At 73.2% G+C, this 26,067-nt stretch carries 20 protein-coding genes; 15 read left to right on the forward strand and 5 right to left on the reverse strand.

The window, feature by feature from the left end; translation table 11 throughout:
* Positions 1 to 93: 93 nt before the first annotated feature.
* The 6 genes from CK485_RS03365 (at position 94) to CK485_RS03390 (ending at position 7,712) form a co-directional block, all read left to right on the forward strand.
* Positions 94 to 2,217, forward strand: a complete 2,124-nt coding sequence (locus CK485_RS03365; protein ID WP_109446751.1) for a DNA topoisomerase IV subunit B — start codon at positions 94 to 96, stop codon at positions 2,215 to 2,217.
* A 703-nt stretch (positions 2,218 to 2,920) separates the two neighbouring features.
* A complete protein-coding gene (locus CK485_RS03370) occupies positions 2,921 to 3,409 on the forward strand; it encodes a CcdC protein domain-containing protein (protein ID WP_109446753.1) in 489 nt (162 codons plus the stop codon).
* Between the two features lie 2 nt (positions 3,410 to 3,411).
* Positions 3,412 to 4,596: a histidine kinase gene (locus tag CK485_RS03375; protein ID WP_109447537.1), complete on the forward strand. Its 1,185-nt coding sequence runs from the start codon at positions 3,412 to 3,414 to the stop codon at positions 4,594 to 4,596.
* Entirely contained in the window at positions 4,596 to 5,477 is an 882-nt protein-coding gene (locus CK485_RS03380) for a response regulator transcription factor (protein ID WP_109446755.1), read from the forward strand. The genes CK485_RS03375 and CK485_RS03380 overlap by 1 nt, the downstream gene beginning before the upstream one ends.
* 163 nt (positions 5,478 to 5,640) lie before the next feature.
* Positions 5,641 to 6,063, forward strand: coding sequence for a DUF485 domain-containing protein (locus CK485_RS03385; RefSeq protein ID WP_109446757.1), 423 nt, complete (start codon positions 5,641 to 5,643; stop codon positions 6,061 to 6,063).
* An 11-nt stretch (positions 6,064 to 6,074) separates the two neighbouring features.
* On the forward strand, positions 6,075 to 7,712 hold the full coding sequence (locus CK485_RS03390) for a cation acetate symporter (protein WP_109447539.1): 1,638 nt from the start codon (positions 6,075 to 6,077) through the stop codon (positions 7,710 to 7,712).
* 25 nt (positions 7,713 to 7,737) lie between these two features.
* Here the strand turns inward: CK485_RS03390 and CK485_RS03395 are convergent, their stop codons facing one another.
* Together CK485_RS03395 and CK485_RS03400 are read right to left on the reverse strand one after the other, a co-directional pair.
* Positions 7,738 to 8,448, reverse strand: coding sequence for a response regulator (locus tag CK485_RS03395; protein WP_109446759.1), 711 nt, complete (start codon positions 8,446 to 8,448; stop codon positions 7,738 to 7,740).
* Complete coding sequence (locus tag CK485_RS03400) at positions 8,445 to 10,205, reverse strand: sensor histidine kinase (protein ID WP_109447541.1); 1,761 nt, start codon at positions 10,203 to 10,205, stop codon at positions 8,445 to 8,447. The genes CK485_RS03395 and CK485_RS03400 overlap by 4 nt, the downstream gene beginning before the upstream one ends.
* A gap of 270 nt (positions 10,206 to 10,475) precedes the next feature.
* Here CK485_RS03400 and CK485_RS03405 point away from each other — a divergent pair, with 270 nt between their 5' ends.
* The 3 genes from CK485_RS03405 (at position 10,476) to CK485_RS03415 (ending at position 13,554) form a co-directional block, all read left to right on the forward strand.
* Positions 10,476 to 11,423: an ABC transporter ATP-binding protein gene (locus CK485_RS03405; protein WP_109446761.1), complete on the forward strand. Its 948-nt coding sequence runs from the start codon at positions 10,476 to 10,478 to the stop codon at positions 11,421 to 11,423.
* Positions 11,423 to 12,304, forward strand: coding sequence for an ABC transporter permease (locus tag CK485_RS03410; RefSeq protein WP_109446763.1), 882 nt, complete (start codon positions 11,423 to 11,425; stop codon positions 12,302 to 12,304). The genes CK485_RS03405 and CK485_RS03410 overlap by 1 nt, the downstream gene beginning before the upstream one ends.
* Positions 12,305 to 12,390: 86 nt before the next feature.
* Positions 12,391 to 13,554 carry an ABC transporter substrate-binding protein gene (locus CK485_RS03415; RefSeq protein ID WP_109446765.1) on the forward strand — a complete coding sequence of 388 codons (1,164 nt, stop codon included), beginning with the start codon at positions 12,391 to 12,393 and terminating at the stop codon, positions 13,552 to 13,554.
* Here the strand turns inward: CK485_RS03415 and CK485_RS03420 are convergent.
* Complete coding sequence (locus CK485_RS03420; protein ID WP_109446766.1) at positions 13,551 to 14,471, reverse strand: sucrase ferredoxin; 921 nt, start codon at positions 14,469 to 14,471, stop codon at positions 13,551 to 13,553. The two genes, CK485_RS03415 and CK485_RS03420, sit on opposite strands and share 4 nt — an antisense overlap.
* Positions 14,472 to 14,634: 163 nt before the next feature.
* Positions 14,635 to 17,088 carry a DNA topoisomerase IV subunit A gene (locus tag CK485_RS03425; RefSeq protein ID WP_109446768.1) on the reverse strand — a complete coding sequence of 818 codons (2,454 nt, stop codon included), beginning with the start codon at positions 17,086 to 17,088 and terminating at the stop codon, positions 14,635 to 14,637.
* 279 nt (positions 17,089 to 17,367) lie between these two features.
* Here CK485_RS03425 and CK485_RS03430 point away from each other — a divergent pair, with 279 nt between their 5' ends.
* On the forward strand, positions 17,368 to 18,735 hold the full coding sequence (locus tag CK485_RS03430; RefSeq protein ID WP_109446770.1) for a pitrilysin family protein: 1,368 nt from the start codon (positions 17,368 to 17,370) through the stop codon (positions 18,733 to 18,735).
* Positions 18,735 to 20,123: a pitrilysin family protein gene (locus CK485_RS03435; RefSeq protein WP_109446772.1), complete on the forward strand. Its 1,389-nt coding sequence runs from the start codon at positions 18,735 to 18,737 to the stop codon at positions 20,121 to 20,123. The genes CK485_RS03430 and CK485_RS03435 overlap by 1 nt, the downstream gene beginning before the upstream one ends.
* A gap of 138 nt (positions 20,124 to 20,261) precedes the next feature.
* On the opposite strand, the gene CK485_RS03440 is transcribed toward CK485_RS03435, so the two are convergent.
* Complete coding sequence (locus CK485_RS03440; protein ID WP_109446774.1) at positions 20,262 to 20,549, reverse strand: HPr family phosphocarrier protein; 288 nt, start codon at positions 20,547 to 20,549, stop codon at positions 20,262 to 20,264.
* A gap of 167 nt (positions 20,550 to 20,716) precedes the next feature.
* On the opposite strand from CK485_RS03440, the gene CK485_RS03445 reads away from it, so the two are divergent.
* From CK485_RS03445 to CK485_RS03460, 4 genes are all read left to right on the forward strand, one after another.
* A complete protein-coding gene (locus CK485_RS03445) occupies positions 20,717 to 23,485 on the forward strand; it encodes a bifunctional GNAT family N-acetyltransferase/acetate--CoA ligase family protein (protein WP_109446776.1) in 2,769 nt (922 codons plus the stop codon).
* A 44-nt stretch (positions 23,486 to 23,529) separates the two neighbouring features.
* Complete coding sequence (locus CK485_RS03450) at positions 23,530 to 24,123, forward strand: DUF5998 family protein (protein WP_109446778.1); 594 nt, start codon at positions 23,530 to 23,532, stop codon at positions 24,121 to 24,123.
* Complete coding sequence (locus CK485_RS03455; RefSeq protein ID WP_109446780.1) at positions 24,123 to 25,325, forward strand: nucleotide pyrophosphatase/phosphodiesterase family protein; 1,203 nt, start codon at positions 24,123 to 24,125, stop codon at positions 25,323 to 25,325. Before CK485_RS03450 ends, CK485_RS03455 begins: the two co-directional genes overlap by 1 nt.
* A 68-nt stretch (positions 25,326 to 25,393) precedes the next feature.
* On the forward strand, positions 25,394 to 26,038 hold the full coding sequence (locus tag CK485_RS03460) for a thymidine kinase (RefSeq protein WP_109446782.1): 645 nt from the start codon (positions 25,394 to 25,396) through the stop codon (positions 26,036 to 26,038).
* Positions 26,039 to 26,067: the final 29 nt, after the last annotated feature.

A 26,067-nucleotide genomic window follows, 5' to 3' on the forward strand; every position in this document is an offset into this window, starting at 1 on the left:
GCCGCCGACCCCCGGCCGACCCAGGCCGGACCCAGGACTGCCGCGATGCACGAGACGCACCGCGCCGCACGAGATGTACGAGGAGCCGCCCGCGTGACCGCCGACACTTCAGCGCCGTCCACCGCCCTGCTGAGTGGCGCGGACCGCGACGGCTCCAACTACACCGCGCGGCACCTGCTCGTCCTGGAAGGCCTGGAGGCGGTCCGCAAGCGCCCCGGCATGTACATCGGCTCGACCGACAGTCGCGGCCTGATGCACTGCGTGTGGGAGATCATCGACAACGCGGTCGACGAGGCCCTCGGCGGCTACTGCGACCGCATCGAGGTGCTGCTGCACGACGACGGCTCGGTCGAGGTCCGCGACAACGGCCGCGGCATCCCGGTCGACGTGGAGCCCAAGACCGGGCTGTCCGGCGTCGAGGTCGTGATGACCAAGCTGCACGCGGGCGGGAAGTTCGGCGGCGGCTCCTACGCGGCCTCCGGCGGTCTGCACGGTGTGGGCGCCTCCGTGGTCAACGCGCTCTCCGCCCGCCTGGACGTCGAGGTCGACCGCGGCGGCCACACCCACGCGATCAGCTTCCGGCGAGGAGTGCCCGGGATCTTCACCGAGCAGGGGCCGGACGCGCCGTTCGATCCGGCGAGCGGGCTGCGCAAGGCCAAGAAGGTACCGAAGACGCGCAGCGGCACCCGGGTGCGTTTCTGGGCCGACCGGCAGATCTTCCTCAAGGACGCCAGGCTCTCCCTGGAGAACCTCCACCAGCGAGCCCGCCAGACCGCCTTCCTGGTGCCGGGGCTGACCATCCTCGTACGCGACGAGCGGGCGGCAGCGGGCGAGGAGGGCCCCGTCGAGGAGGTCTTCCACTACGACGGCGGCATCGGCGAGTTCTGCGAGTACCTCGCGCCGGACAAGCCGCTGAGCGACGTGGTGCGACTGCAGGGCGAGGGGACGTTCAAGGAGACCGTGCCAGTACTGGACGAGCGCGGGCACATGACGCCGACCGAGGTCACCCGTGACCTCGGTGTCGACATCGCGCTGCGCTGGGGCGCGGGCTACGACACCACCCTGCGCTCCTTCGTGAACATCATCGCCACGCCCAAGGGCGGCACCCACGTGGCCGGGTTCGAGCGCTCTCTCACCCGCACCCTCAACGAGGTGCTGCGCTCCACCAAGCTGCTGCGCGTCGCCGAGGACGACATCGCCAAGGACGACGCGACCGAGGGACTGACGGCGGTCGTCACCGTACGGCTGGCGGAGCCGCAGTTCGAGGGCCAGACCAAGGAGGTCCTCGGGACCTCGGCCGCCTCCCGGATCGTGGCGAACGTGGTGGCCAAGGAACTGAAGGCGTTCCTGACCTCGTCCAAGCGCGACCAGAAGCAGCAGGCCCGCGCGGTCCTGGAGAAGGTGGTCGCCGCCGCGCGCACCCGCATCGCCGCCCGACAGCACAAGGAGGCTCAGCGCCGCAAGACGGCCCTGGAGTCGTCGTCGCTGCCGGCGAAGCTCGCCGACTGCCGCAGCGACGACGTGGACCGCACGGAGTTGTTCATCGTGGAGGGCGACTCGGCGCTGGGCACCGCGAAGGTGGCCCGCAACTCCGAGTTCCAGGCGCTGCTGCCGATCCGCGGCAAGATCCTCAACGTGCAGAAGTCGTCCATCTCGGACATGCTCAAGAACGCCGAGTGCGGCGCGATCATCCAGGTCATAGGAGCCGGGTCCGGCCGGACCTTCGACATCGACGCGGCGCGCTACGGCAAGGTCATCTTCCTCGCCGACGCGGATGTGGACGGCGCCCACATCCGCACCCTGCTGCTCACGCTCTTCCAGCGATACATGCGGCCGATGGTCGAGGAGGGGCGGGTCTTCTCCGCGGTGCCGCCGCTGCACCGCATCGAGCTGACCAACCCCAAGAAGGGGCAGGACAAGTACATCTACACGTATTCCGACAACGAGCTGCGCCAGACGCTCCTGGACCTCCAGCGTCGCAACGTCCGCTACAAGGACAGCATCCAGCGCTACAAGGGTCTCGGCGAGATGGACGCCGACCAGCTCGCGGAGACCACGATGGACCCCAGGCACCGCACCCTGCGCCGGATCAACATCAGCGACCTGGAGGCGGCGGAGCGCGTCTTCGACCTGCTGATGGGCAACGAGGTCGCCCCACGCAAGGAGTTCATCACCAACGCGGCGGCCACGCTGGACAGGTCCCGCATCGACGCGTGAGATCCGGGGGCCGGCGGAAGCCGGACCCCGGAGCGGGTGGCCGGGGGTGGGGCGCCGGCTGCGCGGTGAGGCGCTGCGAGGCAAGGGGGCGCACGGGCCTGCCTGTGGACGTGGGCGTGGGCATGCCCGTGGACGTGTTCAGGGACGTAGGCGGCGCGAGCCGGTGCACGCTGAAGATCTCGCGCCTGCTCTGGCCTGGGCTGTTGCCGTCGGCGGAGTGAGCGGGTTCCGGCCCGCCCTCGCACCCCTACAGCCACAGTGACCGCCGCCCGCGCCGGCCCTCCCGCCCGGCGCTGAACGACCACGCGACGGGAACGCCCCCGCGATCCGACGGCCGCCGCCCCTCCGCCATCGACCACCCGCGCCTCCGGCCGTCGATGAGCCGCACCGCCCGTCGCCGAACACCGCCCCGTTGCCCGTCGCCGAACACCGCCCCGTCGCCGGTCGCCGAACACCGACCACCGGCCGCCCCCGCGCCTAACCGCGCCACCTCGCGCCTTACTCAGGAGGCTTCTCCACCCCAGGGTGGAGAAGCATCTCCACCCGAAGCTCCACCCTGGCGCCGATCCGGACGGGGGCTGGCCCTCGTAGCTTCGATTTCAGCAGCACGGCACGGCCCCTGTTCCAAGCGCCCCCGATTCAGCGGGCCTTGATCAGCGGGCCGTGATCCAGCGGTCTTCTTCGCAGCTCGGAGGCACTCCTCATGTCCGGTCTGGCCAACATCGTCGTGATCGTGGCGGTCGTCGCCCTGGTGATCGTGCGCCAGAGCCGGCCCCGCCGCGTCAAGGACGGCCGAAGCTGGTGGATCCTCCCGGCCGTGCTGCTCTATCTGGCACTGCGGGAGCACGGGATCGTCGACGCCCACCACCAGGCGGTCTCGGTGGGGCTGCTCGCCGGAGAGCTGCTGATAGGCGCGGGCATGGGTGTCGTCTGGGCGTTCACCAGCCGCATATGGCGTGACCAGGACGGCGTGGTGTGGACGAAGGGCACCAAGGCCACGGCCGCCGCCTGGGTCGGGGGCATCGCGTTGCGCATCGGTCTCGCGGCCGTCGGCGCGATGATGGGGGTGCACCAGGGCGAGGGAGCGACCATGCTCGCTCTGGCGGGGACGTTGCTGATACGCACCGGGCTGGTCGTCTGGCGGGCGCGTGAGCTGGAGCCGGTCGGGTTCGGTGCGACGGCCGCACCGTGACGATGGTCGGAGCGAAGGGTGCCTACGTGGGGCTGACCTTCTGGACGCAGTGGCCTTCGCGAGAGGCGCTGGCGAAGCAGGGCCGCACCGCGACGCAGCGCGGCCTGGCCTGGCTGATGCGGCTGGCGGTGCTGGCGGCGCTCGTGTGGGACGCCGTCGCCAACCGTCAGACGGCGGGTACGCGGTCGATGCTGACGCTGGTCGTCGCCGTGCTCCTCACCGGAGTCATCGTCTACGGGTTGATCCACTACACGCTGGGCCATCGACTCTGGCAGTCGGTCGCCATGATGGCGCTGCTCATCGGCGCCGCCTATATGGCGTGGTCGGCCCAGGCGGAGGTCGTGGCGACGGTGCTGTGGTGCGGTTGCGCGGTGATGGCGATCGAGCGGTTGCCCCTGGCCGCGGCCGCGCTGGTCGCGACGGGCGCCCTCGGCTCCTACGTGACCGTCGGCAGCACGGACAGCGGGCTCAACAAGGCGCTGTCCGTCGTGGGGATCTGCCTGGTCGGATACGTGATGAGGCTGGACGCGGAGGCGCGGGGCAACACCCAGCGGATGCTGGCGCAGGAGCGGGCGGCGCGGGCCGCTGAGGCGGAATCGGCGGCGCTGCGCGAACGTGGACGGATCGCGCGGGAGATCCACGACGTGCTGGCGCACAGCCTGTCCGCGCAGATGGTGCACCTGGAGGCCGCCCGGCTGCTGATCGAGCGGGGCGGGGAGCGTGAGGAGGTACTCGACCGGGTGGTCGCGGCCCGCCGGATGGCACGGCAGGGGCTGGCCGAGACGCGGCAGGCGCTGTCCGCCCTGCGAGGGGAGATGACGCCGGCGGAGGAGTTCCTGCGCGAGTTGGTGGAGTCCGAGGGGGCGCGGCTGCGTATCGACGGAGAGCGCAGGGAGCTGCCCGCCGAGGCCGGGCTCGCGGTGCGGCGGGTGGCGCAGGAGGCGATGACCAACGCGCGCAAGCACGCCCCGGGGGCGATGGTGGCGGTGCGTCTCGACTATCAGCCGGGGGAGGTGGAACTGGAGGTGAGGGACTTCGGCGGTCAGCCTGTGGATAACGGACTGAGTGCCTCTGGAGCGGGTTACGGTCTGCTCGGGATGCGTGAACGCGCCGAGTTGCTCGGCGGGACGCTGGAGGCGGGACCGGCCGAGGAGGGGTTCGTGGTGCGTCTGCGGGTGCCGGCGTAATGACCGGACGTGTCGTACGGGTGGTGGTGGCGGACGACCAGACGGTGGTCCGCGAGGGGATCGTGACGCTGCTGGGGCTGCTGCCCGGGCTGGACGTGGTCGGCGCGGCGGGTGACGGGGAGGAGGCGGTGCGGCTGGTGGCGGAGACGTCGCCGGACGTGGTGTTGATGGACCTGCGGATGCCCAGGTGCGACGGGGCGGAGGCGACCCGGCGGATTCGCAGGGACCACCCAGGGACGCAGGTGGTGGTGCTGACGACGTTCGGCGACGACGACTCGCTCTTCCCGGCGTTGCAGGCGGGGGCGCGCGGCTATCTGACGAAGGACGCAGGCAGCGAGGAGATCCTGCGGGCGATCGAAGACGTGGTGGCCGGGCAGGCGGGGTTGTCGCCGCAGGTGCAGCGGCGGTTGCTGGAGCGGTTGTCGCAGCAGGGGGCGTCTTTCGGCACCGCGGCGTCCGTTGACCCGGGAGGTGGCGGCCGGGCCGGGGCCTCGATCCGTTCCGGGGATGAGGGCGAGCCCGCGGCGCTTCGGCGCGATGGCCTCGGCGCCGCGAGTGAAGCCGACCGCGCCGAGAGCGCTGATCGCGTCGGTGTGGATCGCCACGGCGCCGATGCCGAGCCAGGGGCCGAGCAGCAGCCGCAGGCCGGTACAACGGACTTGCCGGACGGGCTGACCGCGCGGGAGGCCGAGGTGCTGGGACTGGTGGCGGACGGGCTGTCCAACGCGGAGATCGCGACGCGGCTCTTCGTCAGCCACGCCACGGTCAAGACGCACATCAACAACCTGTTCGCGAAGACCGGGGTGCGGGACCGGGCACAGGCCGTGCGGTACGCGTACCTGCACGGGATCAACCCGGCGCGCGGCAGGGGCGGGGAGTGACCCTGGGGAGGCGGCGGCCGGTTTCGGGGGGGTGTCACCTGATGGAGTGAACGTTTCGGCAACCGCGTGAGACGTCAGTTCCGTTCTGTCCATTCTTGGGCCCACATGGCCTGGCCGGCCCAAGGCCACCGGCCGATCGGCGTGCGGCTCAAGGAGATTCACCGTGGACGTTCACGACGGCGCGCAGGGGACCCGGCTCGGGGTGGAGGACCCCTGGGCGGCGGCTCTCGACGCCGGTCCGTGGCAGGAGCCGCCACGTCCGGAGCCGCCGGAGCGTACCGGGGTCTACCAGGAGGTGCAGGCGGGGGAGGAGTTCCGGGAGGTGCGCAGGCGGTACCGGCGGTTCGCGTTCCCGGCGTCGGCGGCGTTCTTCGTCTGGTACCTGGCGTACCTGCTGACGGCCACCATGGCGCCGGGGCTGATGGCCCGGCGGGTGGACGGCGCGGTCAACGTGGCGATGGTGGCGGGGCTGGCGCAGTTCGGCACGACGTTCCTGCTGACGTGGGCGTACGCGCGGCACGCCCGGTTGCGGCGGGACCGGGCGGCGTTGGAGCTGCGGTGGGACACCCAGGAGCGGGTCCGGTGAGCGGGGTGCCGATGAGGGTGCGAGAGGCGGTCCCGGCACACCCGTTGGCCGCGTCGGCGACGGAGCATCAGGGGCTGGCGATGACGCTGTTCACGGTGTTCGTCGCCGTGACGCTGGCGATCACCGTGTGGGTGGGGCGGCGCCGGAGCGACTCGGAGGAGTTCTTCTCGGGGGGCCGGATGTTCTCGCCCATGGAGAACGGTTTCGCCATCTCCGGGGACTACCTCTCCGCAGGATCGTTCCTGGGCGTCTCCGGGCTCATCGCGCTCTACGGGTACGACGGCATCCTCTACCTCATCGGCTTCCTGGTCGCCTGGCTCGGAGTGCTGATGCTGGTGGCCGAACTCGTGCGCAACTGCGGGCGGTTCACGCTGGCCGACGTGCTGTCGGCGCGGATGCGCGAGCGGCCGGTGCGGGTCGCGGCGGGGACCTCGTCGATCACGGTGTCGGTGCTCTACCTGGTGGCGCAGATGGTCGGCGCGGGCAGTCTGGTCTCGTTGCTCCTCGGCGACCAGGGCGGTTACGCGCGGGCGTGGAGCGTCGTCGGTGTCGGCACGCTGATGGTGGTGTACGTGGCGTTCGGCGGCATGCGGGCCACGACCTGGATCCAGATCGTGAAGGCGGTGCTGCTGCTCGGCGGGACGGTGGCGCTGACCGTGCTGGTGCTGCTCCGTTTCCACGGCGACGTCAACGGCCTGCTGCGCGCGGCTGCCGACGGCAGCGGCCACGGATCGGCTTATCTGCGGCCGGGGTTGAAGTACGGCGGGTCGTGGACCAACCGGCTGGACTTCTTCAGCCTCGGCCTCGCGCTGGTGCTCGGCACCGCGGGGCTGCCGCACATCCTCGCGCGGTTCTACACGGTGCCGACCGCGCGGGCGGCACGCCGGTCGGCGGTGTGGGCGGTCGGGCTGATCGGGGTGTTCTACCTGATGACGATGGTGCTGGGGCTGGGCGCTTCGGCCGTCGTGGGCTCGGACGCGGTGCGCGAGTCGGACCCGGCGGGCAACACCGCGGTCCCGCTGCTCGCCCTCGACCTGGGCGGCGGTTCCGGATCGACCGGTGGCACCGTGCTGTTCGCCGTGGTCGGGGCGATCGCCTTCGCCACGATCCTCGCCGTCGTCGCCGGGCTGACGCTGACCTCCTCCGCCTCCGTGGCGCACGACCTGTACGCGGGGCTGCGGCGCCGCGCGGCGGAGCCCGGCGGGCGCGAGGAGGTCAGGGTGGCGCGGTTCGCGGCCGTGGGAATCGGGGCGGTCGCGATCGTGCTGACGCTGTTCGCCCGAGGGCTGAACACCGCGGTCGTGGTCGGCGTGGCCTTCGCGGTGGCCGCCTCGGCGAACGTGCCCGCCCTGCTGTTCACGCTGTTCTGGCGCAGGTTCACCACCCGGGGAACGGTCTGGGCGATCTACGGGGGACTGGTGCCCGCGGTCGTGCTGGTGCTCTTCTCACCGGTCGTGTCGGGTGCGCCGGGAGCGATCTTCCCGGGCGCGGACTTCCACTGGTTCCCGTTGCAGAACCCGGGCATCGTCTCCATCCCGCTGGGCTTCCTCGCGGGCTGGCTGGGCACCGTGCTGCCCGGCGAGCGGGCGGACGCCGGGCGGCACGCGGAGTTGGAGGTGCGGTCGCTGACCGGCGCGGGCGCGGTGTGAACGCGCCACCGCGCGCCGACGAGGGTCACGCCCTCGCGCGGTACCGGTGTTCGGGGCGGCCGGTCGTGCCGTAGCGCAGTTCCAGGCGGGCCAGGCCCTCGCGCACCAGGTACGACAGATAGCGCTGCGCGGTCGCACGGGAGACGCCGGTCGCCTCGGCCACCTCCGCCGCCGACAGGTCGCGTCGCGCCGCCCGCACCGCGTCCCGCACCAGCGCCAGGGTCGGCGCGGAATGCCCCTTGGCCGGGACCGGGGGCAGCGCGGCCGGTCGCGCCGCGCTGAACAGCGCGTCCACGTCCGCCTGGTCGGCCTGCGCCCCCGGTTCCAACGCGTCCATCCGGTGGCGCAGATCACGGTAGGCGCCCAGCCGTTCGGCGAGCGCGGCCGCGCCGAACGGCTTGACCAGGTAGCCGACCGCGCCCAGCCGCATCGCCGAGCGGACCGAGGCCACGTCCCGGGCGGCCGTGGTCACGACGGCGTCCGGACGCGCCCCGCCGGCCTCGTCGGTCAGCCGGCGCAGTACGTCGAGGCCGGAGCCGTCCGGCAGGTAGACATCGAGCAGCAGCAGGTCCGGGCTCAGTTCGCGGACCGCGGCGAGCGCGGCGGCCACCGACGCGGCCTGCCCGGCGACCTCGAAACCGGCGACCCGGGTGACGTACGCGGCGTGGATGCCGCTGACCCGGAAGTCGTCCTCGACGACCAGCGTCCTGATCGGCGTCGCGTCGACGATCGTCATCCGTCTGCTCCTCTCTCCGCCGCGCCCCAGACCGCGCGTGCGGGCACTCCTGCCGGCCTCGGCCCCGCCCCGGCCACCGGCAACCTCACCGTGAACACCGCTCCCGCTCCCTCGCTCACCGTGATCGTGCCGCCGTGCCGCCGGACCAGCCGGTGCACCAAAGCCAGCCCGAGGCCGCGCCGGACGGTCCCGCGATCCGGGCTCGTCGACCAGCCGTCCTCGAAGATCCGTTCCCGTGCCCCTTCGGGGACGCCGGGGCCGCTGTCGGCGACCGTCAGCGTCACGTCCGCGTCCGACTCCACCAGCGACAGCCGCACCTCGCCCGTACCGCAAAGGCCCGCCGAGGCACCCGCGCCGCCGCCCCCCGATACGCCCAAAGAACCGGCTGCCGGGCCGGATCCCGCCGACGCGACCGCCTCCACCGCGTTGTCCAGCAGGTTGCCGACGATGGTCAACAGCCGGTTCAGGTGCGGGGGTTCCTCGCTCAGGCGGGAGTCCTCGGTCAGCTCCAGGCGCACGCCGCGTTCCGCGGCCACCGTGGTCTTGGCCATCACCAGGCCGACCATGAGCGGGTTGCCGATGCGTTCGCGCACCGACTCCGCCAGTGAGGGTTCGGCGCCCGCCGACTCCACCGCGAACTCCAGGGCCGACGCGTACTCGCCCAGTTCCAGCAGTCCGGCCAGGGTGTGCATGCGGTTGGAGAACTCGTGCTGCTGCGAGCGCAGCGCGTCGGTCAGGCCGCGCACCGAGTCCAGTTCCCGCAGCAGGCCGACGAGTTCGGTGCGGTCGCGTACGGTGACCACCGCGCCCAGCTCCTGGCCGCCCAGGGTCACCGGGCGGCGGTTGACGGCCAGGCAGTGGCGGTCGGTCAGCACGGTCAGGTCGGCACCGGTCAGGCCGCCGTCGGCCAGCTCGCCGCTCAGCGCCCTCCGCAACCGCCCGTCCGGCAGCGCCTCCTCCAGCCGGGTGCCCAGCGCGGTGCCCAGGCCCAGCAGCCGCCGCGCCTCGTCGTTGACGACGGTGATCCGCTCCTGCCGGTCGAAGCCGATCACGCCTTCCCGGATGCCGTGCAGCATGGCCTCGCGGTCCTGGAGCAGCCCGGTGATCTCCTCCAGTTCCAGGCCGAACGTCGAGCGCTTCAGCCGGCGCGCCAGCAGGGAGGAGGCGGCCACGCCGACCGCCAGGGAAATGCCGACGTACAGCGCGAAGACCGGGAGTTCGCCGCGCAGTCGACCGAAGACCCGGCTCTCCTCGATGCCCACGGACACCTCGCCGACCAGGGTGTTCGTCGGGCCGTACAGCGGGACCTTGCCGTTGGCGGCATGCCCCAGGGTGCCGTGGTCGATGCCGACGTGCGGCCTGCCGTCCAGGATGGCCAGCGGCGTTCCGACCGATTTGCCCAGCAGCTGGGGATTGGGGTGCGAGTAGCGGATGCCGTCGAGGTCGGTGACCACCACGTAGGACGCGCCGGAGGTCCTGCGGATGCGCTCCGCCACGCTCTGCACCACGTCGCCCCCGCCGCCGTACTCCATCGCGTCGCGGATCTGCGGCTCGGCGGCCGTGGTCCACGCGATGGCCAGCGCCTCGTTCTCGTACTGACGGTCGAGCTGGGCGCGTTGGGCGAGCGCGAGCAGGACGAAGCCGACCGCGCCCGTCAGACCGAGGATGGCCAGTTGGGCCGCGAGGATGCGGGCGGACAGCTTGCGGTTGCGGCCGCGTGACCAGGGCATCGCACGGCCCGGGGTGCGCAGGGGCATTGGCAGATTGTGCACGGCCGCGCCCGCCGTGCCCACCCCCGCGACCGCGAGCAGAACGAGCAGAACCCGCGAGAACGCGGTGAACCCGCGCAACGCGCGCAAGCCTCGTCGGCCCCCGTCCGCGCCGCCTACGGTCGCTCGCCACGACCACCGGACACCCGGCGACGCCGGACACGCCGGACCACCACGACCACCCGGACACCACACCACCGGGACGCCACGACCACCGGGGCGTCGGCGGCACAGGAGCGACGTGAGGCGGCTACTCAAGTGAACGCGACAACGACCGACGCGGTTCCCGCGATCGAACTGCGAGGGGTGACCCAGAGGTTCCGCACGCCGTCCGGCGGCGTCTACACCGCCCTGCGCGACCTGGACATGACGGTCGCCCCGGGGGAGTTCTGCGCGGTCGTCGGGCCGACCGGCTGCGGCAAGTCCACCACCCTCTCGCTCATCTCCGGCCTCAAGGCGGCCTCCGCGGGACGGACGCTGCTGCACGGCGAGCCGGTGACGTCGCTGGACCGGCGGGTCGGCTTCATGTTCCAGACCGACGCGGCCTTCCCGTGGCGGACGGTGCTCGACAACGTCGCCGCCGGACCGCGCTTCCGGGGCGTGCCCCGGCGCGACGCGGTGGCGGCGGCCCGCGACTGGCTGCGGCGCGTCGGGCTGTCCGGCTTCGAGGACCGGCTGCCGCACCAGCTCTCCGGCGGCATGCGCAAACGCGTCGCGCTCGCCCAGACGCTGATCAACGAGCCGGAGATCCTGCTCATGGACGAGCCGTTCTCCGCGCTGGACGTGCAGACCCGGCAGATCGTCCAGGACGAACTGCTCGGCCTGTGGGAACTCACCCGCCCCGCGGTCGTCTTCGTCACCCACGACCTGGAGGAGGCGATCGCGCTCGCCGACAAGGTCGTCGTGCTCACGGTCGGTCCCGGCACCGTCAAGGACACCTTCGCCATCGACCTGCCCCGGCCGCGCCGGGTCCAGGAGATCCGCTTCGACGCGCGCTTCGTCGCGTTGTACGAGCGGATCTGGACGAGCCTGCGCGACGAGGTGCGGCTCGCCTACGCGCGGACCGCGGGCGTGGACAAGGGGGCGGGTGCGATGGACGCGGCTGCCACCCCCGCCGACGCGGCTGCCACCCCCGCCGACGCGCCCGCCCCTGCCACTTCCCTTCCCCAGGCCCCCACCCCTTCCGACGACGCCGAGGTGCACTGATGCCCGAACTCGCCACCGCGCCCGCCGAACTCCCCGCCGACGAGCCCTCCGAGGCGGAACTGCTGCGGGCCGCCAGGACCCGGCGCCGCCTGCGCGGGCTGCTCGTGCTGTGCGCCCAGCTCGCCCTGGTCGCCCTCGTCCTAGGTGGCTGGCAACTGGGCGCCTCACACGGGGCGTTGGACAGCTTCACCTACGGATCGCCGTCCGGGGTCGTCGCCCAGCTGAGGACCTGGTTCGAGCACGGCACGGCATCCGGTTCCATCTGGCACAACATCGCCGTGACCATGCAGGAGACGGTGCTCGGCTTCGTGATCGGCGTGGTCGCGGGAGTCGTGCTCGGCGTGGCGCTCGGGCGGGTGCGGGTGCTGGCCGAGGTGATGGCTCCGTTCATCAAGGCGGGCAACGCCGTACCGAGGGTCGTGCTCGGCTCGATGTTCATCATCTGGTTCGGCCTCGGACCCTCCGGCAAGGTCGCGCTCGCCGTCGTCCTGGTCTTTTTCTCGGTCTTCTTCAACGCCTTCCAGGGCACCCGCGAGGTCGACGGCAACCTCATCGACAACGCCCGCGTGCTGGGCGCCTCCGAGTGGCAGGTGACCTGCCGGGTCGTGCTGCCGTCCGCGATGACCTGGATCGTCGCCTCGCTCCACGCGGCGTTCGGGTTCGCCCTGATCGGCGCGATCGTCGGCGAGGTGCTGGGCGCGCAGGCCGGACTCGGACAGCTCATCCAGCAGGCGCAGGGCCAGTTCAACGCCGACGGGGTCTACGCGGGCATCCTCGTCATCGCCGTCCTCGCGCTGGTCGCCGAGTTCCTCATCACCCGCTTCGAACGGCGCGTCCTGCGCTGGCGCCCCACCGCGCTGTCCGGCTCGGCCGGGCTGTGACGGCCCGCCGCGCGCCCAAGCGTGTACGGCGCACGCGCCCCCATCGCACCCCCCTTGTCCCCGCGCACCCTCCGAGGAGGCCCACCATGGCCCGTACGTCCCGTCTCGCCGCCGCCTGTTGTACGGCTCTCGCGCTCTGCCTGTCCGGCTGTGCCGGGGGCGGCGCGCGCACCGCGCCCAAGAACGCCTCGGGCGAGTCGACCGTGCGCATCATGGTCGGCGGCATCGACAAGCAGATCTACCTGCCGCTGATGCTGGCCCAGAAGCTGGGCTACTTCAAGGCGCAGGGCATCGACGCGGTGCTGTCCGACGAGCCGGCCGGCGTGGACGCCGAGACCGACATGCTCGCCGGGCAGCAGGACGCGGTGGTCGGCTTCTACGACCACACCATCGACCTGCTGTCCAAGGGCAAGTCCATCGAGTCCGTGGTGCAACTGCTCCAGGCGCCCGGCGAGGTGGAGATGGTGCGCTCCGACGAGGCGTCCACCGTCAGGTCGCCCGCGGACTTCAAGGGCAGGAAGCTCGGGGTCACCGGGCTGGGCTCGTCCACCAACTTCCTCACCGAGTACCTGGCCGCCAAGGACGGGGTGAAGCCGTCCGACACCACCTCGGTCGCCGTCGGCGCGGGCTCCACCTTCGTCGCCGCCATGCGCAACAAGCAGATCGACGCGGGCATGACGACGGAGCCGACCATCTCGGTGCTGGAGAGCAAGGGCCTGGCGAAGCCGCTGGTGGACCTGCGCACCGCACAGGGCACCAGGGCCGCGCTCGGCGGCACCTATCCGGCCTCCTGCCTGTACCTGACGACGGCGTACGTGGAAAGGAACCCGCAGGTCGTCCAGAAGCTCGTCAACGCCCTGGTGGAGACGTTGCACTGGATCCAGTCGCACAGCGCGGCGCAGATCACCGACAAGATGCCCGCCGCCTACTACGCGGGCGTCGGCAAGGCCGTCTACACCGCCGCGCTCGCCAAGGAGAAGGGCATGTACTCGCCGACCGGCCTGATGCCCGCCGACGGGCCGAGGACCGTGCTGGGCGTGCTGTCCGCCTGGGACCCCACGGTCAAGGGGCACAGCGTCGACCTGTCGAAGACCTACACCGACGCGTTCGTGAGGAAGGCCGCGACGACGGCGAAGGCCGCGACGACGGCGAAGGCCGCGACGACGGCGAAGGCCGCGACAACGGCGAAGGCCGCGAGCCCCGCGCAGGCCGGCACGCGCACGACGGCCGCCGCGACGCCGACGCGTTAACGCGGGGGAACCGGCGTGCCGCAGGCCCGCAGCGAACGCACCGCCATCAGCGCCGGGTTGCCGGGCGCCGCGCCGCAGCTCTCCGGCCGCGCGGGCCCGGCGGCCCGGCGCTCCACCTCCGCTGTCCACGTCCGCCCGTCGACGTGGGCCACCGACGCGCTCCACCCGTACGCCGTCTCCTCGCACCGCCGCACGTCCAGCGCCTCGGCGCGGTCCTCGCCGGTCAGTTCGCGCACCGCCAACTCGGCGGCCTGGCCGGGCCGTTCCCACGTGGAGCGGCCCCGGCAGCGGTCGATCACCATCCGGCCGTCGCGGACCGTCTCCAGCACGCTCTTCGCGGACGCCGCGTCCTGCCGCGCCCAGGCGTACCCGTACGGCAGCACCAGCATCGTCGGCGAGAAGCGGTGGCCGCCGAGGTGGGTGACCTCCCAGATCTCGCCGAGCCCGGCGGCGGCCAGTTCGGCGGCGAGCGGGCGGCCGAGCAGCGCACAGCAGCGGTCGCGCTTGCCGTTGGTGCAGACCGCGGCCAGCGGCTCCCCGTCGTACGGCGCCCCGAAGCCGTCGTGCGCCCCGGCGCCGAACCGTGCCAGGTCCAGGTCCAGGAGCTCACCGGGGTCGGCCAGGTCCGCGGTACGCAGCCAGCCCGCGCCGGGCGCGGTGTGGCAGGCGTAGACCCGGCGGCGCGGGCGGTGGCGGTCGGCGTGCGGGCCGGGGCGCCGGATCAGCGCGACGCGCACCCCGGTGCCGGACGCGGCGTCCTCCAGGGTGTGGCCGAGCCGTCGGCCCAGGTGGCCGGCGGTGAGCGCCTTGGCGCCCCACGGCCCCGGCTGCTCGACCAGCAGCCAGGTGCGGGCCGGGGACGCGGTCGCGGCAGGCGGCTCCGCCAGTTCGCGGGAGAATGCTGCGCACGTGCTCACGCAGGTGAGCCTAATCTCACCTGCGTCGCACCCGCCGCTCGCGTCACCCGTCCGGCGGTCGCGACCGCCTCACGCCCCGCCCGGCCACACGCCCCGGCGCCCCGTCCGTCCAGACGCCCCCGCGCCCCGGCCACCCTCCGTTCCCCACCGCCGACTCGCCGCCCTACGCGGGTCCCGCCACCGCCGCGACCGGCTTCGGCAGCGGCAGGCCCGAGCCGTCGCGGCGCGGGTCGGCGTCCGGCAACTCGACCGGCGAGCCGCCCGCGTCGCACGCCCGCGCCGGAGCCGCGCCCGCCCAGGCCAGCGCCAGCCCCTGCTCCCCGCGCAGGAACCGCTGGCAGCGCACGCCACCGGTGGCGCGGCCCTTGCGCGGGTACTGGTCGAACGGGGTCAGCTTCGCCCCGGCCTGCGCCGCGCCGTCCAGCGTTCCCTCCGAGCGGGCCACCGTGAAGACCACCGCGTCGGCCGCCGGGTCGACCGCGGTGAACGAGATCACCTTGGCGCCCTCGGCCAGTTTGATGCCCGCCATGCCGCCCGCCGGACGGCCCTGCGGCCGTACCTGACCCGCCGGGTAGCGCAGCAGTTGGGCGTCGTCGGTGATGAAGACCAGATCCTCCTCGCCGGTGCGCAGTTCGACCGCGCCGGCCACCTGGTCGCCCTCGCGCAGCGAGATGACCTCGAACTCGTCCTTGTTGGCGGGGAAGTCCGGCACCACGCGCTTGACCACGCCCTGCTCGGTGCCGAGCGCCAGGCCGGGCGAGGACTCGTCGAGCGTCGAAAGGCACAGCACGCGTTCGTCGTCGGCGAGCGAGACGAACTCGGTGACGGCCGCGCCGCCCGCGAGGTTCGGTGCCGCCACGGTGTCCGGCAGCGCGGGCAGGTCGACCACCGTCACCCGCAGCAGCCGTCCCGCCGACGTGACCACGCCCACGTCGCCCCGGGTGGTCGCGGGCACCGCCGAGACCACCACGTCGTGCTTCCTGCGCTTGCCGTCCGCGTCCGGGTCCGGCAGCTCCGCCGTCACGGTGCGCGCCAGCAGGCCGGTCGCCGACAGCAGCACCCGGCACGGGTCGTCGGAGACCTCCAGCGGCACGGCGGCGACCGGCGTGCCCGCGGACTCCAGCAGGACGGTGCGCCGCGGCGTCGCGTACTTCTTGGCCACGTCGGCCAGTTCGCCGGAGACCAGCTTGCGCAGCTCGGAGTCCGACTCCAGGATGCGCGTCAACTCGGCGATCTCCGCGTTCAGCCGGTCGCGCTCCGACTCCAGCTCCAGCCGGTCGAACCTGGTCAGCCGGCGCAGCGGGGTGTCGAGGATGTACTGCGTCTGCACTTCAGACAGCGAGAAGTGCTCCATCAGGCGCTCCTTGGCCTGCGCGGAGTTCTCGCTGGAGCGGATCAGGCGGATGACCTCGTCGATGTCGACCAGCGCCACGAGCAGGCCCTCGACCAGGTGGAGCCGGTCGCTGCGCTTGGTGCGCCGGAACTCGCTGCGCCGCCGCACCACCTCGAAGCGGTGGTCGACGTAGACCTCCAGCAGCTCCTTCAGCCCCAGCGTGAGCGGCTGGCCGTCCACCAGCGCCACGTTGTTGATGCCGAAGGACTCCTCCATCGGCGTCAGCTTGTACAGCTGCTCCAGGACCGCTTCCGGGTTGAAGCCGTTCTTGACCTCGATGACCAGGCGCAGGCCGTGCTGGCGGTCGGTGAGGTCCTTGACGTCGGCGATGCCCTGGAGCTTCTTGGCGCCGACCAGGTCCTTGATCTTCGAGATGACCTTCTCCGGGCCGACCGTGAAGGGCAGTTCGGTGACCACGATGCCCTTGCGGCGGGCGGTCACGTTCTCGATCACGGCCGTGGAGCGGATCTTGAACGAGCCGCGTCCGGTCTCGTAGGCGTCCCGGATGCCGGACAGGCCGACGATCCGGCCGCCGGTGGGCAGGTCGGGGCCGGGGATGTGCCGCATCAGCGCGTCGAGGTCCGCGTTGGGGTGGCGGATCAGGTGGCGGGCGGCGGCGATCACCTCGCCGAGGTTGTGCGGCGCCATGTTGGTCGCCATGCCGACCGCGATCCCGGAGGCGCCGTTGACCAGCAGGTTGGGGAACGCGGCGGGCAGCGTGATCGGCTCGCGCTCCTGGCCGTCGTAGTTCGGCGCGAAGTCGACGGTGTCCTCGTCGATGGAGTCGGTCATCAGTATGGCGGCGGGCGCCATCCGCGACTCGGTGTACCGCATCGCCGCCGGCGGGTCGTCGTTGCCGAGCGAGCCGAAGTTGCCGTGGCCGTCGACCATCGGGATGCGCATGGAGAAGCCCTGCGCCATGCGCACCAGCGCGTCGTAGATCGAGGCGTCGCCGTGCGGGTGCAGCTTGCCCATCACCTCGCCGACGACCCGGGCGCACTTGACGTAGCCGCGATCGGGGCGCAGGCCCATCTCGTTCATCTGGTAGATGATCCGGCGCTGCACCGGCTTGAGGCCGTCACGGGCGTCGGGCAGGGCGCGCGAGTAGATGACCGAGTAGGCGTACTCCAGGTAGGAGCGCTGCATCTCGTCGACGACGTCGATGTCGAGGATGCGCTCCTCGAAGTCGTCGGGAGGCGGGGTCTTCGTGCTGCGGCGGGGCATCGCGCGGCTGCTCCTTGGACGAACGGTACGGACAGTGTGAACGGTGCGGTCTGTGTGAACGGTACGAACGGTATGAACGGTGCGGGCGGTGCGGGCGGTCCCGGGCGGGACGCGGATCGGGCGTCGGGATCCGACCGGCTCCATTGTGGACCGCCGCACCGACAGTGCCGACCTCGACCCGTCGTACCCGTTCGCCGGGGGAGGAACTTCGCAAGGTGCCCCTCCGCTTGCCTAGAGTGGGCCTTCTACCGACTTCGCGACCGGAAGGACAGCTTGCCCATGGGTCACACGGCCACGCCGGAGGCACGATCCGGCGGCCTGACAGCGACAGAGCACCGTCTCGCCAACGGGCTGCGGGTGGTGCTCTCCGAGGATCACCTGACCCCGGTCGCCGCGGTATGCCTCTGGTACGACGTCGGCTCGCGCCACGAGGTGGCGGGCCGCACCGGACTCGCCCACCTCTTCGAGCACTTGATGTTCCAGGGTTCCGCCCAGGTGTCCGGCAACGGCCACTTCGAGCTGGTGCAGGGCGCGGGCGGCTCGCTCAACGGCACCACGAGCTTCGAGCGCACCAACTACTTCGAGACCATGCCCGCCCACCAGCTGGAGCTGGCGCTGTGGCTGGAGGCCGACCGGATGGGCAGCCTGCTCACCGCGCTCGACCTGGAGAGCCTGGACAACCAGCGCGACGTGGTCAAGAACGAGCGCCGCCAGCGCTACGACAACGTTCCCTACGGCACCGCGTTCGAGCGGCTGACCGCCATGGCCTACCCCGAGGGCCACCCGTACCACCACACCCCGATCGGCTCGATGGCCGACCTGGACGCGGCCTCCCTGGAGGACGCGCGGGCGTTCTTCCGCACCTACTACGCGCCCAACAACGCGGTGCTGTCGGTCGTCGGCGACATCGACCCGCAGCGGACGCTGGAGTGGGTGGAGAAGTACTTCGGCTCGATTCCCGCGCACGACGGCAAGCCCGCGCCGCGCGACGGCTCGCTGCCCGAGGTGATCGGCGGCGAGGTGCGCCAGGTGGTCGAGGAGGACGTGCCCTCGCGCGCGCTGATGGCCGCCTACCGGCTGCCGCAGGACGGCACCCGTGAGGCCGACGCCGCCGACCTGGCGCTGACCGTGCTGGGCGGCGGTGAGTCGTCCCGGCTGCACAACCGCCTGGTCCGGCGCGACCGCTCGGCCGTCGGCGCGGGCTTCGGGATGCTGCGGCTGGCGGGGGCGCCGTCGATGGGCTGGCTGGACGTCAAGGCGTCCTCCGGCGCCGAGGTGACGGCCATCGAGGCCGCGGTCGACGAGGAGCTCGCCCGGTTCGCCGAACAGGGGCCGACCCCCGCCGAAATGGAGCGCGCGCAGGCGCAGTTGGAACGCGAGTGGCTCGACCGGCTGGCCACCGTCGGCGGCCGGGCCGACGAACTGTGCCGGTTCGCCGTGCTGTTCGGCGACCCGCAGCTGGCGCTCACCGCCGTCCAGCGGGTCCTTCAGGTCACGCCCGAGGAGGTCAGGCAGGTGGCCGCCGCGCGGCTGCGCCCGGACAACCGCGCCGTTCTGGTCTACGAGCCGACCGGCGGCGAGGCCGCGGGCGAGGAGCCGGACGCGCCGGTCGTGGACCCCATCGAGGAAGAGGGCGAGGACGCCTGATGACCGACACCGCCACCGAGATGACGCTGCACCCGCGTCCGCAGGCCGGGCAGCCCAAGCCCTGGGCCTTCCCCGCCCCCGAGCGCACCACCCTGGCCAACGGCCTGACCGTGCTGCACTGCCACCGGCCCGGCCAGCAGGTCGTCGCCGTCGAGGTGCTGCTGGACGCGCCGCTGGACGCCGAACCCGAGGGACTGGACGGCGTCGCCACCATCATGGCCCGGGCGTTCTCCGAGGGCACCGACACGCTGACCGCGGAGGAGTTCGCCGCCGAGCTGGAGCGCTGCGGCGCCACGCTGGACGCGCACGCCGACCACCCGGGCGTCGAGGTGTCGCTGGAGGTGCCCGCCTCGCGGCTGGCCAAGGCGCTCGGGCTGCTTGCCGACGCGCTGCGCGCCCCCGCGTTCCCCGCCGGCGAGGTCGAGCGGCTGGTCAACAACCGGCTGGACGAGATCCCGCACGAGATGGCCAATCCCGCCCGCCGGGCCGCCGTCACGCTGTCGAAGGAACTGTTCCCCGCCACCTCGCGCATGTCGCGTCCCCGGCAGGGCACCGAGGAGACCGTCGCCCGCATCGACGCCGCCGCCGTCCGCGCCTTCTACGACGCCCACGTGCGGCCCTCCACCGGCACCGTCGTCGTGGTCGGCGACCTGACCGGGCTCGACCTGGAGGAGGTGCTGGGCGACACGCTCGGCGCCTGGACCGCCGAGGCGGGCGCGGCCCGCCCGGTGCCGCCGATCGTGGCCGACGACACCGCGCGCGTGGTGATCGTGGACCGCCCGGGCGCGGTGCAGACCCAGCTGCTGATCGGCCGCACCGGGCCCGACCGGCACGACGCGGCCTGGCCCGCGCAGGTGCTCGGCACGTACTGCCTGGGCGGCACGCTCACCTCGCGGCTCGACCGGGTGCTGCGGGAGGAGAAGGGCTACACCTACGGCGTGCGGGCCTTCGCCCAGGTGCTGCGGTCGGCGCCGGACGGGACCGGGGCGTCGCTGCTGGCGATCAGCGGGTCCGTGGCCACCGAGGTCACCGGCCCCGCGCTTCAGGACGCCTGGAAGGTGCTGCGCACCCTGGCCGAGGGCGGGCTCACCGACGAGGAGCGCGACGTCGCGGTGCAGAACCTCGTCGGCGTCGCGCCGCTGAAGTACGAGACGGCCGCCGCGGTCGCGGCGACCTTCGCCGAGCAGGTCGAGCAGCACCTGCCGGACGACTTCCAGGCCCGGCTGTACGAGCGGCTGGCGGCGACCGGGACCGTCGAGGCGACGGCCGCGGTGGTCAACGCCTTCGCGCCGGAGCGGCTGGTGGTCGTGCTGGTCGGCGACGCGTCGGCGATCCGTGAGCCGGTCGAGGCGCTGGGCATCGGCCCGGTGAGCGTCGTCAAGGGCTGACGCCCGGCGGGAGACGGACGAAGGCGGCGCCCCCACGTCCAGGGGGCGCCGCCTTCGCGTTCCTCGGGGGCCAACGGCCACGCGGCCGGTCACCAGGCCCGGGCCGGACGGCCGCCGGGTAGGTCCGCGATCGGCCGGTCAGACCGTCTCGGGCAGCTCTTCCAGGCCCTCGGCCACCAGCTTCGCCAGCCGGTCCAGCGCCACCTCGGCCTCGGGGGCGCCGCTGTCCGTGGCGAGCACGATCTCCTCACCGCCGGTCGCGCCCAGGCTGAGCACGGCCAGCATCGAGGCCGCGTTGACCGGACTGCCGTCGGCCTTCGCGATCGTCACCGGCACACCGGCGGCGGTCGCGGCGCGGACGAAGATCGACGCGGGGCGGGCGTGCAGGCCCTCGGCCCAGCCGACGTTGACGCGGCGCTCAGCCATGGTGGTGACCCTTCTGGAAGTTCTGCTGCCTTACGTTGTCTAGACCAGTCATATCACGGGTGCGGAAGCGGCCCGTCCACCCAGCGTAGGCCGGGCCGCGCGGCACGGGCCGCGCCCCGCGCGGCCGGTGGGCGCGAGCGCCCAGAGCGCGGCCTACCCTTGCGCTCATGGAGACTGCCGCGAGCTACCCGGTCCACTGGGAAGCCGACGTGGTGCTGCGCGACGGCGGGATCGCGCACATCCGTCCCATCACCCCCGACGACGCCGGGCGCCTGGTCAGCTTCTACGAACAGGTCTCCGACGAGTCGAAGTACTACCGCTTCTTCGCGCCCTACCCGCGGCTGTCCGACCGCGACGTGCGCCGCTTCACGCACCACGACTACGTCGACCGGGTCGGGCTCGCGGCCACCGTGGGCGGGGAGTTCATCGCCACCGTCCGCTACGACCGCGTCGACGAGCGCGGTGCGCCGGCCACCGAGGAGGGCGGCCGGGCCGAGGTCGCGTTCCTGGTCCAGGACGCCCACCAGGGCCGGGGGGTCGCCTCCACCCTGCTGGAGCACATCGCGGCCGTCGCCCGCGAGCGCGGCATCCGGCACTTCGACGCCGAGGTGCTGCCCGCCAACCGCAAGATGATCAAGGTCTTCACCGACGCCGGGTACACCGCGCACCGCAGTTTCACCGACGGCGTCGTGCGGCTCGAACTCGACCTGGAGCCCACCGAGGCGTCCGTCGCCGTGATGCGCGCCCGCGAACAGCGCGCCGAGGCCCGGTCCGTGCAGCGGCTGCTCGCCCCGCGCTCGGTCGCCGTCATCGGCACCGGCCGCGCCGAGGGCGGCGTCGGCCGGATCGTGCTGCGCAACCTGCTGGGCGCCGGCTTCACCGGCACCGTGCACGCCGTCAACCCGCACTTCGGCCCGCCGCCCGCCCGCCTGGAGCCCGAAGGGGTGCCCGCCTGCCGCTCGGTCGGCGAGATCGGCGAACCGGTCGACCTCGCCGTGCTGTGCGTCCCCGCCGACCGGGTGCCGGACGCGGTCGCGGACTGCGGCGCGCACGGCGTCCAGGGCCTGCTGGTGATCGCCAGCGGCTACGCGGAGTCGGGGCCCGAGGGCCGCGACCGGCAGCGTGCCCTGGTCCGCCAGGCCAGGTCGTACGGGATGCGGGTCTTCGGCCCGAACGCGTTCGGCGTCCTCAACACCGCCGCCGACGTGCGGCTGAACGCCACGCTGTCACCGGAGACACCGGCGCCGGGACGGCTCGGGCTGTTCACCCAGTCCGGCGCGATCGGCATCGCCCTGCTGTCCGGCCTGCACCGCAGGGGCGCGGGCATGGCCGGGGTCTCCACCTTCGTCTCCGCGGGCAACCGCGCCGACGTCTCCGGCAACGACCTCCTGCAGTACTGGCACGACGACCCGCACACCGACGTCGTGCTGATGTACCTCGAATCGATCGGCAACCCACGCAAGTTCACCCGGCTCGCCCGCCGTACCGCCGCGGCCAAGCCGGTCGTCGTGGTCAAGGGCGCCCGCCACTCCGGCAGCCTGCCGCCCGGCCACACCGTCCCGATCAGCCGCATCCCGGACGCCACCGTCTCCGCGCTGTTCCGGCAGGCGGGCGTCATCCGGGTCGCCGCGGTGACCGAACTGCTGGACGTCGGGCTGCTGCTGGCCCACCAGCCGCTGCCCGCGGGCGGGCGCCTCGCCATCCTCGGCAACTCCGAGTCGCTCGGCCTGATCGCCTACGACATCGCCCTGACCGCGGGCCTGCGCCCCGTGCCGCCGCGCGACCTGACCACCGCCGCGTCCCCGGCCGACTTCCACGCCGCCCTCACCGAGGCGCTGGCCGACGACGCGGTCGACGCCGTCCTGGTCACCGCCATCCCCCGGGTCGGCACGCAGGTCACCCGCGACGCGGCCGCCGACCCGGACGCCGCCGACGACCCGCAGCTCGCGCGGGCGCTGCTGACCGCCGCCGAGGGCGCCGCCAAACCGGTCGTCGTCGTCCACCTCACCCTCGACGGCCTCGCCCACCGGCTGGCGGGCGACGCGGACGCCGACGCCTCCGTGCGGCTGCCCGCCTACCCGGCCGCCGAGCGCGCGGTGCAGGCGCTGGCGGAGGCGGTCCGGTACGCGGCCTGGCGCGAGGCGGCACGGGAGCCGGGGCTGCTGCCGGAGTTCGAGGGCATCGACGAGGAAGGGGCCCGCCAGGACGTGGAACGGCTGCTGGACGCCGGCCACGACGGGGTCGGGCAGGGCGTCACCCTCGACGACGAGGCGGCCCGCGCGCTGCTCGGGCGGTACGGCGTCGAGGTGCTGACCGCGCTGCCCGCCTCCGACGCCGACGCCGCGGTCGACGCCGCCGGACGGCTGGGCTACCCGGTCGCGCTCAAGGCGACCGCCCCGCACCTGCGGCACCGCGCCGACCTCGGCGGCGTCCGCCTCGACCTGGCCTCCGAGGGCGAACTGCGGCGCGCGTACGAGGAGTTGACCTCGCGGCTGGGGCCGGCGCGGGAGGTGCTGCCGGTGGTGCAGGCGATGGCACCGCGCGGGGTGGACACCGTGGTGCGCGCCGCGGTCGACCCGGGCGCGGGCGCCGTGCTCTCCTTCGGCCTGGCCGGCGCCGCCTCCGAACTGCTGGGCGACGTGGCGCACCGGCTGGTGCCCGCGACCGACAAGGACGCCGCCGAGCTGATCCGTTCGATCAAGGCGGCGCCGCTGCTGTTCGGCTGGCGCGGTTCGGAGCCCACCGACACCGAGGCCCTGGCGGACCTGCTGCTGCGGGTCTCCCGGCTGGTGGACGACCTGCCCGAGGTCGTCTCGCTCTCCCTGGAGCCGGTGGTGGTGGCCCGCGAGGGGGTCACCGTGCTCGGCGCCACGGTCCGGCTGGCGCACCCTCCGGCCCGCAGCGACCTCGGCCCCCGCGCGCTGTCGTCGCTGTGACGCGCCGGACCGGTACCGGGCGGTCCGACACTAAGATGGTGCGTATGGCGAAGACCGGTACGACGACCCAGGGGCTGCGCGCGGCCATCGAGCGCAGCGGCTACTACCCGGCCCTCGTGGCGGAGGCCGTGGAGGCCTCGGTCGGCGGGGAAGCGGTGGTGGCGTACCTGGTCAACCAGGAGACCACCTTCGACGCCAACGAGGTCCGGCGGCACGTGACCGTGCTGGTCCTCACCCCGACCCGCTTCCTCGTCAGCCACACCGACGAGCAGGGCGCCGACGACACCTCGCCCACCCCGTACGCCACCACCTCGACCGAGTCGGTGAAGATCGGCCGGATCTCGTCGGTCGTCGTCAGCCGGGTGGTCGCCAACCCCGAGGCGTACACCCCCGGCACGCTGCCCCGCGAGGTCGTGCTGACCATCGGCTGGGGCGCCGTCAGCCGCCTGGACCTGGAGCCCGCCGCCTGCGGCGACCCCAACTGCGAGGCGGACCACGGCTACACCGGCTCCTCCACCGCCGACGACCTGTCGCTGCGGGTCAGCGAGGCGGGCGACGGCCAGGAGGCGGTCCGCCAGACGCTCGCGTTCGCCCAGGCGCTCTCCGAGGCGACCACCAGCGCCCCGGCGCAGCGCTGATGACCCGTCCGTCCGCCCCGGCCGGGCACGGGTACGGCCAGGACCCCGAACCGCTGGAGATCCGCACCGCGCCCGCCCCGCGCTACGGCGCCGCCGCCCTCGCCGACCTGCTGCCCTCGGTGGCCGCCGGTCTCGGCGTGCCGGGGGTCCCGGACACCGGGCTCGTCCTGGAACCGGCCGACCGGGTCTGCGTCTTCCTGGTGGACGGCATGGGCTGGGAGCTGCTGCGCGCCCACCCCGACGAGGCGCCGTTCCTCACCTCGCTGCTGGCCGGATCGCTCGGCGGCACCGGACAACCGCTCACCGCGGGCTTCCCGTCCACCACCGCCACCTCGCTGGCCTCGGTCGGCACCGGCCTGCCGCCCGGTGCGCACGGGCTCGCCGGGTACACGGTCGCGGTGCCGGGGGAGGGGCGGCTGATGAACCAGCTGCGCTGGCAGCCGTACACCGACCCCTACGCCTGGCAGCCGTACCCCACCGTCTTCCAGCTCGCCGACGCGGCGGGCGTGGCCACCTGCCAGGTCTCCGCCCCCGCCTTCGAGCACACCCCGCTCACCAAGATCGCACTGTCCGGCGGCACGTTCTTCGGCAGGCTCTCGGGCGAGGAGCGGATGGACCTGGCCGCCGAGCGCCTCGGCGCGGGCGACCGCGCGCTGGTCTACACGTACTACAGCGAACTCGACGGCATGGGACACCGCTACGGCGTGGACTCCGACGCCTGGCGCGGGCAGCTCATGCGGGTGGACCGGTTCGCCGAACGGCTGGCCGAGCAACTGCCGCCGCGCTCCGCCCTGTACGTCACCGCCGACCACGGCATGATCGACGTCGCGCCCGAGGACCGGATCGACTTCGACGACGACTGGGAGCTGGGCGCGGGCGTCGCGCTGCTCGGTGGCGAGGCGCGAGCCCGGCACGTCTACGCGGTGCCCGGCGCGGCGGCGGACGTGCACGCGGTGTGGAGCGAGGTGCTGGGCGACCGGATGTGGGTCGCCACCCGTCAACAGGCCGTGGACGCGGGCTGGTTCGGGCCGCGGGTGGACGAGCGCGTGCTCGGCCGGATCGGCGACGTGGTCGCGGTCGCCCACGACGACGTCGCGGTGATCGCCTCCCGTAGCGAGCCGGGGGAGTCCGCGATGGTCGGCCTGCACGGCTCGCTCGCCCCGGTCGAGCAACTGGTCCCGCTGCTGGAAGTCCGCACCTGACCCGACGGCGCCGCCCGGTCCGGCACCCGAGTTCGACCCCCCTGTCCAGAAAGGCCCGTGGCTGCCCCGTGTCCGAGTTGGTGTACTTCTGCGGAACCATGGACTGCGGCAAGAGCACTCTCGCGCTCCAGATCGAGCACAACCGCTCGGCGCGCGACCTGCGCGGGATGATCTACACCCGTGACGACCGGGCGGGCGCGGGCGTGCTGTCCTCCCGCCTCGGCCTGTTCACCAAGGCCGTCGAGGCGGCCGACGGCTTCGACTTCTACGCCCACCTGGTGGGCCACCTGTCCGGCGGCGGCCGGGCCGACTACGTCATCGCCGACGAGGCGCAGTTCTTCACCCCCGAGCAGGTCGACCAACTGGCCCGGGTGGTGGACGACCTGGAGATCGACGTCTTCGCGTTCGGCATCACCACCGACTTCCGCACCCGGCTCTTCCCCGGCTCGCAGCGCCTGGTCGAACTCGCCGACCGCATCGAGGTGCTCCAGGTCGAGGCGTTGTGCTGGTGCGGCGCCCGCGCCACGCACAACGCCCGCACGGTCGGCGGACGCATGGTCGTCGAGGGCGCCCAGGTGGTCGTCGGAGACGTCAACCAGGCCGAGCACGAGGTGGGTTACGAGGTGCTGTGCCGACGTCACCACATCCGCCGGATGACCGCCGCCGCGGCGCGCGCCGCCGCGCTCTCCCCGGACGTCCTGCCGGTGGAGTGAGCCCGACGGCGGATCGCCCGCCCGAGGGC

Origin of the sequence: Streptomyces sp. ICBB 8177, from assembly GCF_003144095.1 — a bacterium.
GTDB lineage: Bacteria > Actinomycetota > Actinomycetes > Streptomycetales > Streptomycetaceae > Streptantibioticus_D.